General features: G+C 64.1%; 15 protein-coding genes. 7 read left to right on the plus strand and 8 right to left on the minus strand.

The features are described 5' to 3' along the window. Positions 1-52: 52 nt before the first annotated feature. The 3 genes from HX881_RS11575 to HX881_RS11585 all read right to left on the minus strand — a co-directional run bounded on the left by HX881_RS11575 (position 53) and on the right by HX881_RS11585 (position 2,479). On the minus strand, positions 53-1,270 hold the full coding sequence (locus tag HX881_RS11575) for an NHL repeat-containing protein (protein WP_177084488.1): 1,218 nt from the start codon (positions 1,268-1,270) through the stop codon (positions 53-55). A gap of 196 nt (positions 1,271-1,466) precedes the next feature. Then, entirely contained in the window at positions 1,467-1,940 is a 474-nt protein-coding gene (locus tag HX881_RS11580; protein WP_177084490.1) for a GNAT family N-acetyltransferase, read from the minus strand. Positions 1,941-1,993: 53 nt separating this feature from the next. Next, positions 1,994-2,479: a GNAT family N-acetyltransferase gene (locus HX881_RS11585; RefSeq protein WP_017126180.1), complete on the minus strand. Its 486-nt coding sequence runs from the start codon at positions 2,477-2,479 to the stop codon at positions 1,994-1,996. 217 nt (positions 2,480-2,696) lie between these two features. On the opposite strand from HX881_RS11585, the gene HX881_RS11590 reads away from it, so the two are divergent. From HX881_RS11590 to HX881_RS11600, 3 genes are all read left to right on the plus strand, one after another. Further along, a complete protein-coding gene (locus HX881_RS11590; RefSeq protein WP_017126179.1) occupies positions 2,697-3,041 on the plus strand; it encodes a YciI family protein in 345 nt (114 codons plus the stop codon). 65 nt (positions 3,042-3,106) lie between these two features. After that, a complete protein-coding gene (locus HX881_RS11595; RefSeq protein WP_017126178.1) occupies positions 3,107-3,598 on the plus strand; it encodes an SRPBCC family protein in 492 nt (163 codons plus the stop codon). After that, positions 3,595-4,839, plus strand: coding sequence for an RNA polymerase sigma factor (locus HX881_RS11600; protein WP_177084492.1), 1,245 nt, complete (start codon positions 3,595-3,597; stop codon positions 4,837-4,839). The genes HX881_RS11595 and HX881_RS11600 overlap by 4 nt, the downstream gene beginning before the upstream one ends. A gap of 154 nt (positions 4,840-4,993) precedes the next feature. Here the strand turns inward: HX881_RS11600 and HX881_RS11605 are convergent, their stop codons facing one another. Further along, the gene (locus HX881_RS11605; RefSeq protein WP_177084494.1) at positions 4,994-5,722 is read right to left on the minus strand and encodes an SDR family oxidoreductase; all 729 of its coding nucleotides are present in this window, start codon (positions 5,720-5,722) and stop codon (positions 4,994-4,996) included. Positions 5,723-5,832: 110 nt separating this feature from the next. On the opposite strand from HX881_RS11605, the gene HX881_RS11610 reads away from it, so the two are divergent. Further along, entirely contained in the window at positions 5,833-6,675 is an 843-nt protein-coding gene (locus HX881_RS11610; RefSeq protein ID WP_177084496.1) for a LysR family transcriptional regulator, read from the plus strand. A gap of 7 nt (positions 6,676-6,682) precedes the next feature. Here HX881_RS11610 and HX881_RS11615 read toward each other — a convergent pair whose 3' ends face one another. Then, positions 6,683-7,537, minus strand: coding sequence for a LysR family transcriptional regulator (locus tag HX881_RS11615; RefSeq protein WP_177084498.1), 855 nt, complete (start codon positions 7,535-7,537; stop codon positions 6,683-6,685). Between the two features lie 89 nt (positions 7,538-7,626). Here HX881_RS11615 and HX881_RS11620 point away from each other — a divergent pair, with 89 nt between their 5' ends. Then, on the plus strand, positions 7,627-8,061 hold the full coding sequence (locus tag HX881_RS11620; protein WP_177084594.1) for a multidrug/biocide efflux PACE transporter: 435 nt from the start codon (positions 7,627-7,629) through the stop codon (positions 8,059-8,061). Between the two features lie 3 nt (positions 8,062-8,064). Here HX881_RS11620 and HX881_RS11625 read toward each other — a convergent pair whose 3' ends face one another. Further along, entirely contained in the window at positions 8,065-8,973 is a 909-nt protein-coding gene (locus HX881_RS11625) for a LysR family transcriptional regulator (protein ID WP_177084499.1), read from the minus strand. 112 nt (positions 8,974-9,085) lie between these two features. Here HX881_RS11625 and HX881_RS11630 point away from each other — a divergent pair, with 112 nt between their 5' ends. Next, entirely contained in the window at positions 9,086-9,952 is an 867-nt protein-coding gene (locus HX881_RS11630; RefSeq protein ID WP_177084501.1) for an NmrA family NAD(P)-binding protein, read from the plus strand. Positions 9,953-10,121: 169 nt separating this feature from the next. On the opposite strand, the gene HX881_RS11635 is transcribed toward HX881_RS11630, so the two are convergent. Next, a complete protein-coding gene (locus HX881_RS11635) occupies positions 10,122-10,880 on the minus strand; it encodes an SDR family NAD(P)-dependent oxidoreductase (protein ID WP_177084503.1) in 759 nt (252 codons plus the stop codon). Between the two features lie 121 nt (positions 10,881-11,001). Between HX881_RS11635 and HX881_RS11640 the strand changes: the two genes are divergently transcribed. Beyond that, on the plus strand, positions 11,002-11,898 hold the full coding sequence (locus HX881_RS11640; RefSeq protein WP_017126169.1) for a LysR family transcriptional regulator: 897 nt from the start codon (positions 11,002-11,004) through the stop codon (positions 11,896-11,898). Positions 11,899-11,949: 51 nt separating this feature from the next. Here the strand turns inward: HX881_RS11640 and HX881_RS11645 are convergent, their stop codons facing one another. Further along, a complete protein-coding gene (locus tag HX881_RS11645) occupies positions 11,950-13,563 on the minus strand; it encodes an inorganic phosphate transporter (RefSeq protein WP_017126168.1) in 1,614 nt (537 codons plus the stop codon). Positions 13,564-13,582 lie beyond the last annotated feature (19 nt).

Raw genomic sequence — 13,582 nt, forward strand, 5'->3', positions numbered from 1 at the left:
CGCTTGTCCTGCTTCTTGCAGGCGCCATCGGGGCGCCTGCAAGAAGACTCGTTCAGCCCCCGTGGCAGCGAATGACCGCCGAGTGCGTGGCGTAGCGTCCGGAAATCAGGATCTTGCCGTCGGGCTGCAGTTCCAGGTGGGAGAGATAGCTGGTACTGCCTGGAATGCTGTTGACCCGGCTCAGTCCCCTGTCGCCAAAGCCCCGGTCCGGTTCACCGGTGGCCAGATGGCGCATCAACCAGGTATGACCACCGAGGTCCTTGTGGCCGGAACTGACGATCTTCCCGTCCTCCTGAATGGCGGTCGCGAAACCCAGGCCCAAGCCTGGAAACGCCCAGGGCGTTCCCGAGTTGAACAGTGGGTCCAGCGTGCCCTCGGCGGTGACCCGAATGAGCAGTGCAACCTGCTGCGCCAGGTCCGCCGAGCCCACGGCGACTATTTTCTGATCGGCCTGTATGGCGACATCGAACAGTGCCGCGCTGCCTTCCGTAGCCGACTCCAGCTCCAGATAGCCGGTGCAGCCGAAGGTCTTGTCCGGCAGGCCGGTGATGCCATAGCGCATCAGTACCGCCCGCCGGCCGCGCCTGCCGGCGATCACCAGCTTGCCATCCGCCTGGATGCGAACCGCCTCGAAGGTCATGCCCGGCTCGGGTGCCGTGACCACGCCACAGGTGCCGAAGCCCGGATCAAAGCTGCCGGCGGGTGTCAGCCGGACAATGACGCCCCTGTCCGGTTTGCCGAGGTCGGCGGTCCTCAGGAGCAGGACGATATGACCATCCGCTTGCACGGCGAGCCGGCGGCCGTAGCCGGTCCAGGGCGCTTTGTAGGGCAGTATGAATTCACCCTGCTCGCCAAAGGTCGGGTCCGTTTCGCCGGTGGCCGTGAGGCGGGTGCAAAATGCCTGTTCATCGGAGCGGAAGTTGCCGAGGACAACAAACTTGTCTTCGTTATCCAGTACGGTATTGAGCAGTGCCCGACTCGAACCCGGGAGGGGCGAAGTGAAGTAGTTATAATAAAAACCCTCGGCACTGAAGTCTGCCTGCATCAAACTGGTTGACGAGGATTCATGCACGCCGATAAAGAAATGACGGCCATCGCGTTGCAATATCGAGGGTCCGATAAAACCCGGGCCTGCTTCCGAGAAAATGACCAGGCCGTCCCCGTGCTCACCGAACTCGAAGTCGTGTGTACCGGCGGTGTTGGCGGTTTCCCGGTCGATGCTGACGGAGGCTGGAGGCGCATCATTTGAAGTTCTGTTTTGTATGTCCATTTATTATTGAGTCCTTTCAGGTTATTAACAAAACGATTCCCTGTTTCATGCCGAAGCAGAGACGGTCTGATTTAATAACCGAAAGACAGGTTTGCAAAGCGCTCAAGTTTTACCAGTGATGAAAAGTTGATCTCATATATATGGCCACCCTGTAATTGCCATCATCGCTCAAAGGGCGCTGTCTGGCCGGGTATCGCTAGAGCCTGAGCGCCAGGCGCCGTTCGCCCTGGTACGCCTCGCCGGTATCGACCCAGCCTTGCCTGAGGTAGAACCCCATGGCGTGCGGATTGTCGTTGCCGACCGACAGCACCAGTTCCAGCGCCTCGGGCCAGAGTCGGCGCGCGGTGTCGGGCAAGGCTTGCATGAGGGCCGCACCGACGCCGCGGCCCTGGGCGCGTTTGTCCACCTGCACGGCGTGCAGCGTGACGCTGCCGCTGCCGGCCCAGTGCGGGACAAGGGGATGGCGCTTGAGCAGCAGAAAGCCCACCGGTGTTTCCCCCTCCAGCAGCACCAGTCCCTTCACCTCGGCATGGGGATCACGGGGCAGAAAATACAGGGCGCACTGGATATCGCCGCAGAACGGCAACTGTTCGGGATGCACCTGCAGCCCGTCGAGCTGTTCGCGTTGCAGGGTCGACAGCTCGTGGTAGCAGGCCAGACGGGTTTGCATGTCACTACCTGAAGTGAGTGCCCCGGCAGTTGCCGCAGGTGCCGGGGCGGTATTCATAGGGCCAGGGTCAGCCGGCGTTCTTCGCCGACCCGACCGTAAAAGGTTTCGCCGCTGTCGATAAAACCCTGTTTCAGATAGAGCCCGCGAGCCGCGTGATTCCCTGCATCCACGGCCAGCATCAGGTGCGTGGTCTCGGGCCAGGCGGCACGGGCGACGGCAGGCAGGGCCTCCATGCAGCGTCGTCCGAGGCCGCGTCCTTGTTGCTCTTTATCGACCTGCAAGGCGTGCAGCGTACAGGTCGTGCCGGTGGCCCAGGCCGGTGAGGCGGGCGGTCGCTTGAGCAGCAGGAAGGCCACCGGTAACTCCCCGTCCAACAGGACAAACCCCTTCACATCGTTGCCCTGATGAGCGTGCAGGACGGCCAGGCCGCCAGCGATATCGCTGGAGAATTCTTTCTGCGCCGCATCGACTTGAATCAGGTTCAGTTGTTCGAGCTGGGCCGGGTTCAGGGTCTTATAGTCGACCAGGGTGGTTCTCACGACAGCGGGTCCTTTTTTCCTGTAGGCAAGAGTGCAGGATTCTATCGGCTTTCTCTTACGCACCGTTTTTTTTCCGAAATCCCCGGAAGGTTGTCGATTGGCTCCCAGCCTGTTCGACTAGTCAATGTTCCCGCCTGGAGGTGGGGGGCTTCGACAAGTGTTGAAGCCGGATTCTCAAACAGCAGCCATAGTTGTCCGACTGTCCTGGAGACCTGCGATGAAATACCTGTGCCTGATCTACAGTAACGAAGAGCTGTTGCACTCCCATCCCGACAGCCCCAAGGATCCCGAGTGCCTGGCGTACGCGCAGTCGATCCAGGCCAGTGGCCGGATGCTGGCCGCCGAGCCGCTGGAGTCGGTGCAGACCGCCACCACGGTGCGCATGCGCGGTGGCAAGCTGTCCATCACCGACGGGCCGTTTGCCGAAACCAAGGAGCAGCTTGCCGGGTTCTATCTGGTGGAAGCCAAGGACCTCAATGAGGCCTTGCAGATTGCCGGAAATATTCCGGCTGCCCGTGTCGGCAGTGTTGAAGTCCGTCCGGTTCGGGAGTTGAATCTGTAGAAGCGCCGTTAGCCGCGCCGAACCTCAAGCGGATACAAGCCCATAACAATAAGAGGAGCGTTCCCATGAGCAATCTACCGCTGGCCCCGACCGGCGCGGAATTCGAGTTGTCCATCAGCCGCCTGCTGGAGGCGCCGCGCAACCAGGTGTTCCGGGCCTGGACCGAACCTCGCCTGCTCGCCCGCTGGTGGGGCCCGCATGGCATGACCACGCCGGTCTGCGATATGCAGTTGTGGGTCGGCGGCCTGTTTCGCACGGTCATGCGGGCGCCGGATGGCACCGAGTATCCCTATCAAGGGGTGTTCCTGGAGATCGCCGCGCCCGAACGGATCGTCTTCACCGATGCCTTCGGCCCCGGCTGGATTCCCACCGGCAAGCCATTCATGACCGCGCGCATCACCCTGGAAGAAGCCGAGGGCGGCACCCTCTATACCGCCAGTGCCATGCATTGGAACGCGGCGGAGCGAGACGCCCACGAAGGGATGGGGTTTCACCAGGGCTGGGGTGAAAGCCTCGACCGCCTGGCCTTGCTGCTCGAACAGGGGCTGCCGGATTGACGGGGACGCCGGAGGCCGTCAAGCGCCAGGTCGAACTCGTCTATCGCCAGGAGTCCCGACGGATTCTCGCGACCCTGATTCGTCTGCTCGGCGATTTCGACCTGGCGGAGGAAGCCTTGCACGAGGCGTTCTTTGTCGCGGTCGAGCGTTGGCAGAGCGATGGCGTGCCGGCCAACCCGCGAGCGTGGCTGGTCTCCACCGGACGCTTCAAGGCGATTGATGTGTTGCGCCGGCGGGCGCGTTTCGCGGCCTCCCAGGCGCAGTTGATCGCCCAGGCCGAAGCGCTCGAACAGACCGAATGGGACGTCGAGGATCTGCAGGACGACCGGCTGCGGCTGATCTTCACCTGCTGTCACCCGGCGCTCTCGGCGGATGCCCAGGTGCCGTTGACGCTGCGGGAAGTCTGCGACCTGACCACGGAAGAGATCGCCCGCGCGTTTCTCTCGACGCCTTCGACCATTGCCCAGCGGATCGTCCGGGCCAAGGCGAAGATCCGCGATGCGAAAATTCCCTACCAGGTGCCATCCCTGGCCGAGCTGCCCGAACGCCTGGATAGCGTTCTGCGGGTGATCTACCTGGTGTTCAACGAAGGTTATTCGGCCTCCCTGGGCGGCAGCCTGACCCGCGACGAACTGACCGCGGAGGCGATCCGCCTGGCGCGGCTGCTGCTGGAGTTGCTGCCGGATCCCGAAGTCATGGGGCTGCTGGCGCTGATGTTGCTGCATGAGTCGCGGCGCCAGGCACGGCTGTCGGCGAGTGGCGATCTGGTGTTGCTCGATGTCCAGGATCGCTCGCTGTGGAATGCCGAGCTGATCGCCGAAGGATGTGGCTGGGTCGAGCGGGCTTTGGGTACCGGACGTTTCGGCCCCTATGGCCTGCAAGCGGCGATAGCGGCGGTGCATGCCGAGGCGGCCAGCGCCGATGAAACCGACTGGGCGCAGATTGTCGGGCTGTATGACCTGTTGCTGCGGGCGGTGCCATCACCGGTGATCGAGTTGAACCGCTCGGTGGCCGTGGCCATGCGCGACGGGCCCTTGGCCGGGCTGGTGCTTCTGGACGAGATCCTGGGGCGGGGCGAGTTGCAGGATTATCACCTGGCCCATTCGGCCCGGGCCGACTTCTGTCGTCGACTGGGCCGCCTTGACGAGGCGCGGGCGGCTTACCGGCGGGCCTTGCAACTCACGCAACAGGCCCCGGAGCAGCGCTTTATCCAGGGCCGGCTGGATGAACTGGAGGAGTAGTGACTGGCCGGATGGTTCGGGCTGCTCCTGCCGGCGCCTTCGCGGGCAAGCCCGCTCCCACAGTGTCCGCGTCGTGCCCAATCCGTTTGGACGACATCCACCTTGTGGGAGCGGGCTTGCCCGCGAAGAGGGGCGCACAGGCACTCCATCAGCCTTACGGCTGCTGCCGCGTCGCCGCCAGGACGATTTCGCGGATGCACACATGCTGCGGTTGCTCGTAGGCATAACGGATGGCCGCCGCCACATCCTCGGCACTGAGGACCACACCGCCCATGTCATCGGCCTTCCAGGCCTCGTAACCGCTCTTGATGGCGTCGTCGGTGGTATGGCTCAGCAGTTCGGTCTCCACGGCGCCAGGAGCGATGGTGATCACGCGGACATTGTGCGGCGCCAGTTCCTCGCGCAGGTTTTCCGACAGCCCGTGTACCGCGAACTTGGTTCCGACGTAGGCGACATGGTTGGGGAAGGTCTTGCGCCCGGCCACCGAGCCGACGTTGATGAGGGTGCCGCGCTTGCGCTCGATCATCCCGGCGGTCACCGCATGCACGCCATTGAGCAGGCCCTTGACGTTGACATCGAACATCCGGTCCCACTGCTCCGGGTCCTGCTCGCCGATGTTGCCCAGCAGCATCACCCCGGCATTGTTGATCAGCGCATCGGCCGGCCCGTAAAGCGCCTCGGCTTCGGCAACGGCCGCCAGCAGGGCGCCGCGGTCGGTGACGTCGACACCGCGACTCAGGGTGGCAGGCAGGGCCAGGGCTTCCAGGCGTTCGGTGCGCCGGGCCAGCAGCAATAGCGGATGACCGGCTGCCGACAGCAGGCGGGCGGTTGCTTCGCCGATACCGGAACTGGCGCCGGTGATAATGACCAGTGGCTTACTCATGGGACTCTCCTGAAATAATAAAAACCAATGCCTGACAATGGCGGGCAGTATATTCAGGCGGTCTTCTGCTTAAAAATGCCTTATTTCTCTGTCTGCTATCGGAATTCCCTATGGATATTCGCCATCTCAAAGCATTTCTCGCGGTCTTCGAGGAACGCAATATCACCTCGGCGGCCCAGCGCCTGTTTATCAGCCAGCCGACCTTGTCGGTGACGATCCGGCAGTTGGAGGAGGACCTCGGGGCCGCGCTGTTCGTGCGTCAGCCGCGTGGGGTCGAGGTGAGTGACGAAGCGCGGGTGTTGTACCCCCAGGCGCGGCGGATGGTGGCCGAGGCGGAAGCCCTCGGTCGGCTGTTTCGCGGACGCGAGGACCGGGCGCCGCTGGCATTGGGCGTCGAGGGCGATATTGCCGACAGTCAGGTCGAGGCTTTCCTGCGCCTGGCCCGCCAGGCCATGCCGAATCTGCTGCTGACCGTGCATGAAGGCTGCCACGGCGATGCCCGGCTGGCGGTGGAGGAGCAATGCTGCGAGGACGAGTTGTTCCTGCCGCTCTGGGAGGAATCCTATGTGATGGCCCTGCCGGGCGAGCACCCGATGGCGAACGCTGCTGCCGGCCAACCCTGGGTGCCGATCAGCGACTGGATCACCTGCCCGGGTCATGACTCCCACCAGCGCTTGATGGCCCTGTACGGACGGTCGCCGGAAGCCGTGGCCGGGCATGCCGATTCGCTCAAGCAGGCCCTGCACATGGTCGCCGCCGGGATCGGCGTGGCGATGTTGCCGCATTCCCTGGCGGCCGGGCATGCCGGGGTAAAGGTCCGGCCCCTGCACCTGCCGGCACCGAGTCGCCGGGTAGGCCTGTGTTATGCGGCCCAGGCCCTGGAATTGCCAACCCTGCGGGCCCTGCACGAATACTTCCAGGCCAACCGGCCGCCGTCTGCCGCGGTCGCCTGACGCCGTTCTATTCGAGCATCTTCGCCAGCAACCAGCTGCCCGCCGGTCCGGGTGGATGCAGGCGCGACCAGAGGGCATCGACCGATACCGGTTTCGGCCAGCCGCGAACCTGCAGTTCCACCAGCGAGCCACTGTCGAAACGTCCTACCAGCCAGCGCGGCAGCGGCGCCCAGCCAAAGCCGCGCTGGGCCATCTCCAGCAGCATCAGGTAGCTCGACGCCGACCAGACCCGCCCTTGCGCGCGGGTTTCATAGGGATTGACGATGGTCGCCAGGCGCAATTCGCGGTGTTGCTGCAAGGCCGCCTGGTCGACCTTTTTCAAGGCTGCCAGCGGATGGTCGCGATGGACGAACACGGCGAACTCGGTGCGCTCGTCGACGGTGGCGCTGCTCAGGTCCGGCGGGTAGCTGTCCTGGGTTTCGGCAAAGGCCACGTGCGCCCGGCCATGTTGGACCAGTTCCACCAGATCGGCACATTCGGCGATCAGGCATTCGAGTTCCAGGTCCGGGTAGCGCGCGGCGAAACCGCTGAGGGAAGCTTCGAAGCGATCGGACTGGTAGGTGTCGGAAATCACCACGGTCAATTTCGGTTCCAGTCCCTGGGCCAACTGGCTGGCGGCCATCTCCAGGCGGTTGCTGGCGGCGAGGATATCCTCGGCTTTTTGCAGCATCACATGGCCGGCGGCGGTCAGGCCGGGCTTGCGGGTGCTGCGGTCGAACAGTTCGAAGCCCAGGTCGATCTCCAGGCCGGCCACGGCGGCACTGATGGTGGACTGGCTCTTGCCCAGCTTGCGGGCGGCGGCGGAAAACGAGCCGAGGGTCGCGGCCTGGACAAAGGCCTGGAGCATTTCATTGGAGGCCATGAACTATCGTCTCAATCGATGGTAATCGACTTTTAGTATCTGGATAAATGGCGATAATCACAACCCTCGACACCTTGGGGGCACCCATCATGAGTACCGGCAAGTCTTTTACCGAACGTGTTTTCCAGGCCATCGGCTTCGAGTTTTTCGCCGTGCTGCTGTGCACGCCCCTGTTTGCCTGGATGATGGACAAGCCCCTGCTGGACATGGGCGTGGTCACGGTTTTCAACTGCTTTATCGCCCTGGGCTGGAACGTGCTGTTCAACGGCCTGTTCGACCGGCTGCGCGAGCGCCTGGCCCTTGCTCAAAACGGCTGGACCCGGCTGCTGCATGCGCTGCTGTTCGAAGGTGGGCTGGTCGTGGTGAGCGTGCCGCTGATCGCCTGGTGGCTGGAGTTGAGCCTGCTGACGGCGTTGCTGTTGGATATCGGTGTGCTGCTGTTTTTCCTGCCGTACACCTATGTCTACCACTGGGCCTATGATGTGCTGCGCGAGCGTGTGTTGTTGCGCCGGCTGGCTCGCTGAGGGTTATCGCGAACTCAGCTCGATGATGAAATCCAGAAAGGCGCGGACCTTGGCCGGTGGCAGGTGCCGCGATGGATATAGGGCATACAGCGGGAAGCGCTCATCGGGCCAGTCGGGAAACAGTTCCACCAGCCGGCCGCTGTCGAGCATCGGCTGCACGCCCAGGTCCAGGACCTGGGCAATCGCGTAGCCGGTTTCGCAGATGCTGTGCAAGGTGCCGACATCGTTGAGCACCAGTCGGGCATTGTTGCGTACATCGACCCGTTGCCCGCCCCGGTGGAACTCCCAGGGAAATGGCCGACCGCTCTCGGGATCGCGGAACGACACGCAGACATGCCGCTCGTCTTCCATGTCCAGTGGAGCCAGCGGCCGGCCATGACGTTTCAGGTAGGCCGGCGACGCGCAGGTCAGCACGCGCACCTCCAGCAGCTTGCGCGCCACCAGCGACGAGGACGCCGGATGGCCGAAGCGCACCGCCAGGTCGAAGCCATCGGCCACCACGTCCCCCAGGTGATCGCGGGTATAGAGTTCCAGTTGCAACAGCGGATGGCGGCTCATGAATTCGCCGAGGGCGGGGCCGAGGATCAGCCGGGAGAAGTACGGGTCGATATTCACCCGCAGCCGTCCGCGCACGCTACTGGCGCTGCCGCTGGCGGCGTGGGCGGCCTCTTCCAGCCCGGCCAGCAACGGCGTGATTTCCTCGTAGAGCCGGCGGCCTTCGTCGGTCAATTTGATCGAGCGGGTGGTGCGGTCGAACAGGCGGATACCCAGGTGCTTCTCCAGTCGGGCAATGGCCCGGCTGACCCCTGAAGGCGTCATGTCGAGACTGTCGGCGGCCTTGGCGAAACTGCCGCTGTCGACCACGGCACTGAGGACGCCCATGCCGCTGGCGAGGCTGGAGTCGAAGGTCATTGGTGATTCCCTGTCACTTATTCAATGACATCCATGCTATCGGAGAATCCATGCCCGCGCCGGATAATTCTCGCCATCGCGACAGACGTCGCTTCTCGCTGGAGGAAATTCTATGTACGCAGTCATGGGTATTACCGGGCAGGTCGGTGGCGCTGTTGCCCGAACCTTGTTGGGCGCCCGGCAACCGGTGCGCGCGGTGGTGCGCAGCGCGGAGAAGGGCGCACTGTGGGCCGGGCAGGGTTGCCAGGTGGCGCTGGCCGATGTCGATGATGTCCAGGCGCTGACGCAGGCATTCAGGGGTGTCGACGCCGTCTTTGTGATGATGCCGTCGAACTTCGACCCGACCCCGGGGTTCCCTGAGGCCCGGCAGGTGGTGGAAACCCTGCGCACGGCCCTGGAGCAGGCGCGGCCGGGGCGGGTGGTCTGTCTGTCGACCATCGGGGCCCAGGCCACCCAGCCGAACCTGCTGAATCAACTGCAGATCCTCGAGCAGGGGCTGGGCAGCCTGGAACTGCCGGTGACCTTCCTGCGTCCGGGCTGGTTCATGGAAAACGCCTTGTGGGATGTGGCGGCAGCCGTTGAAACGGGGGTTGTCCCGAGCTTTCTGCAACCGCTGGACAAGCCGGTGCCGATGATCGCCACGGCGGATGTCGGACGCCTGGCGGCGCAACTGTTGCAACAAAGCTGGAGCGGCAAGCGCATCGTCGAACTGGAGGGGCCGCAACGGGTCACGCCGAACCAGATCGCCGCGGGTTTCGCCGAGCTGCTGGGCAAGCCGGTGCGGATGGAAGTGGTCGCGCGTGATACCTGGCAGGCGCTGTTCAGCAGCCAGGGCATGAACAACCCGCTGCCGCGCATGCAGATGATCGATGGCTTCAACGAAGGCTGGATCGAATTTGCCGGCGAGCCACGCAAGGGCCAGGTGGAATTGCTGACGGTGCTGAAGGATCTGTTGATCCGTAGTGGTGTGCACGGCTGACCGGCCTCTTCGCCGGCAAGCCGGCTCCCACAGGAGCGGACGCAGAGCGTCCAGAGAGGCATTCCCACGCGGAGCGTGGGAACGATCGCGTCGAGTACCCGTGCTGCACACGACCTGGCCCCTGTGGGAGCCGGCTTGCCGGCGAAAGCGTCAGCCCAGACAGCGCAATTTACAAGAACATCCCTCCTGAAGCCTCGACCCGCTGCCCGTTGATCCACTGTCCACCTTCGCCCAGCAGCAGCGCGATCGCCCCGCCGATATCATCCGGCAGGCCGACCCGGCCCAGCGCCGTGACGCTGGCGACAAAGGCATTCAGCTCCTGGTTGTCGCGCACATGGCCACCGCCGAAATCAGTCTCGATGGCGCCAGGTGCCAGGGCGTTGACGCTGATCCCGCGTGCCCCCAGTTCCTTGGCCTGGTAACGGGTCAGGACCTCCATCGCGCCCTTCATCGCCGCATAGGTGCCGTAGCCCGGCAGGCTGAAGCGGGCCAGGCCGCTGGAGATATTGATGATGCGGCCACCATCGGCCATCAGCGGCAACAGCTGCTGGGTCAGGAAAAACGGCCCCTTGAAGTGAACATTCAACAGTTGGTCGAACTGCTCTTCCCGGGTGTCGACGAACAGGCCATGGATTCCGACGCCCGCATTGTTGACGAGGAAATCGAAGCGCTCCCGGCCGAAGACGCTGTCGAGCACCTTGGCGACGCTTTCGCCGAAAGCCTTGAAGCCGGCGATGACACCGACATCCAGTTGCAGCATGGCGGCGCGTCCGCCGAGTCGTTCGATTTCGCTTGCCACGGCCTGGGCGTCGTCGGCCCGGCTGTTGTAGGTGCCGATGATGTCCACGCCCTGGGCGGCGAGGTGCAGGGCAGCGTGCTTGCCCAGGCCGCGGCTGGCGCCGGTGATCAGTGCGATTTTGCGAGTCATGGGTAGTCCTCAAGTGATGGGTGACCTCGAGGAAAAGTGTATTTGTCCGGTAGGCAGGCGATAAACTCAGCGGAATCGGAAAGACTGATCGCTTTATCCGAACAATCAAGGGCCGCCCGTGATGAACAAGCTGGAACTGCTGCGTACCTTTATCCGTGTCACCGAACTGTCGAGCTTTACCCTGGCCAGCGAAAGCCTGGGTTTGCCCAGGTCCAGCGTTTCCGAGCATATCCAGGCCCTGGAGGAACTGCTGGGCACGCGCTTGCTGCAGCGCACCACGCGCAAGGTGCAGGCGACCCAGGACGGCCTGGTGTTGTACGAACGCAGCAAGGACCTGCTCTCGCACATGGATGAACTGGAAGGGCTGTTTCGCCAGGATGCGGCGCTGCTCTCCGGGCGGATCCGTTTCGATATGCCCAGCGTCATGGCACGCCGGGTGATCATGCCGCGCCTGCCGGAGTTCATGGCCCGTCATCCGCGGATCGAGCTGGAGATCAGCAGCACCGATCGTCGGGTCGACCTGTTGGGCGAGGGCTTCGACTGTGTGCTGCGGGTCGGCGCGCAACCGGACCAATCGGTGGTGGCGCGGCATGTGAGTTCGTTGCAGATGGTCAACTGTGCCAGTCCGGCCTATCTGCGGCGCCATGGCACGCCGCTGACTCCCGAGGACCTTGCCGGACACCGGCTGGTGCACTACGTCGGGGTGCTGGGATCGCGCTCGGCGGGGTTCGAGTACCTGCACAACGGCAAGCGGGTCCAGGTACCCATGGACGGCAGTGTCACGGTGAACAGCACCGATTGCTACGAGTCCGCCTGCCTGGGTGGTTTCGGCCTGATCCAGGCGCCACGCCACGGTGTGCGCAAGCATCTGGACAGCGGTGAGCTGGTGGCGGTGCTGCCCGATTACCTGCCCGCGCCGCTGGAAGTGTCCCTGCTGTATGCCCAGCAGCGACACTTGCCGCGGCGGGTGCGGGTGTTCATGGAATGGCTGGTGGAGATACTGCAGACCCTGGCCTGAAACGACAAACCCCACCGGGGTGGGGTTTGTCGGTGTCGCGCCGGCGCTGAATCAGAACAGCTTGGTAAACAACCAGTACAGGCTGCCCGACAGCAGGATCGCCGCCGGCAGGGTCAGGACCCAGGCCATCGCCAGGTTGCGGATGGTCTTCATCTGCAGGCCGCCGCCGTTGGCGACCATGGTCCCGGCCACGCCCGAGGACAGCACGTGGGTGGTCGATACCGGCAGGCCGTACATGTCCGCCGCGCCGATGGTCAGCATCGCGACCATTTCCGCCGAGGCGCCCTGGGCGTAGGTCAGGTGGGTCTTGCCGATCTTCTCGCCGACGGTGACGACGATGCGCTTCCAGCCGACCATGGTGCCCAGGCCGAGGGCGATCGCCACGGCGATCTTCACCCACAGCGGGATAAAGCGCGTGGCGTTGTCGATCTGTTGCTTGAACAACTGCAGCTTGCCCTGGGTGTCGGCGTCGAAGTTGCCGACCTTTTCCTTCTCCATCATGCGGATGGTTTCGGAGCTCAGGTACATGTCGTTACGCACGTTGCCCATGGCTTCGGCCGGCACCTTGGCCAGCGAACCGTAACCCTTCACTTCGTCACCGATATGACCGGTCAGGGACGCCAGCGCCGGGATCAGTTCCGGGGTGATCTGCTTGGTGCGGATATACAGGGTGAGCACCGGGCGCGGGTCGGCGGGTGCCGGCAACGGGGCGGCCTTGACCAGCGCGGCCTGGGTGACTTCGGCCACGGCGGCGAACTGCAGGGCCTGCTCGGCCGGCATGGTGCGGTTCAGGGCGTAGGCCATCGGTAGGGTGCCGACCAGGATCAGCATGATCAGACCCATGCCTTTCTGGCCGTCGTTGGAACCGTGGGCAAAGGACACACCGGTGCAGGTCAGGATCAACAGGCCGCGGATCCACCAGGGCGGCGGCTCCTTACCCTTGGGCGCCTTGTACAGCGCGCGGTTTTTCACGAACAGGCGCAGCGCGACCAGCAGCAGGGCGGCGAAGGCGAAGCCGACGATCGGCGAGAGCAGCAGCGCGTAGCCGATCTTGGTGACCTGGCTCCAGTCGACGCCGCTGGTCCCGTCGCGGCCGTGCATCAGCGCGTTGGCCACGCCGACACCGATGATCGAACCGATCAGGGTGTGGGACGACGAGGCCGGCAGGCCCAGCCACCAGGTGCCGAGGTTCCACAGGATGGCGGCGATCAGCAGGGCGAAGATCATCGCGAAGCCGGACGACGAGCCCACTTGCAGGATCAGTTCCACCGGCAGCAGCGCGATGATGCCGAAGGCCACCGCGCCGCTGGAGAGCAGCACACCGAGGAAGTTGAAGCAGCCGGACCAGACCACCGCGAAATGCGGCGGCAGCGAGTGGGTGTAGATCACGGTGGCGACGGCGTTGGCGGTGTCGTGGAAACCGTTGACGAACTCGAAGCCCAGGGCGATCAGCAAGGCTACCCCGAGCAGCAGGAAGGGCGTCCAAGTGGTGACCGTGGTGCCCAGGTCGTGCATGTCATGCACCAGGCTGTAGGCCGTGAACAACAGACCGATGGCCAGCACCGCGAAGAAGATCACGGCGGTAAAGACGCGGGGTTTGCTTTCGAGATGCGGCCTGCCGTCGCCAGCAGCGGGCGAAGCGGCAGTCAGTGAAGGGGTAGCCATGCCTGAAATCCTGTTTGGG

This window comes from Pseudomonas gingeri (genome assembly GCF_013386115.1).
Classification (GTDB): Bacteria; Pseudomonadota; Gammaproteobacteria; order Pseudomonadales; family Pseudomonadaceae; genus Aquipseudomonas; species Aquipseudomonas gingeri.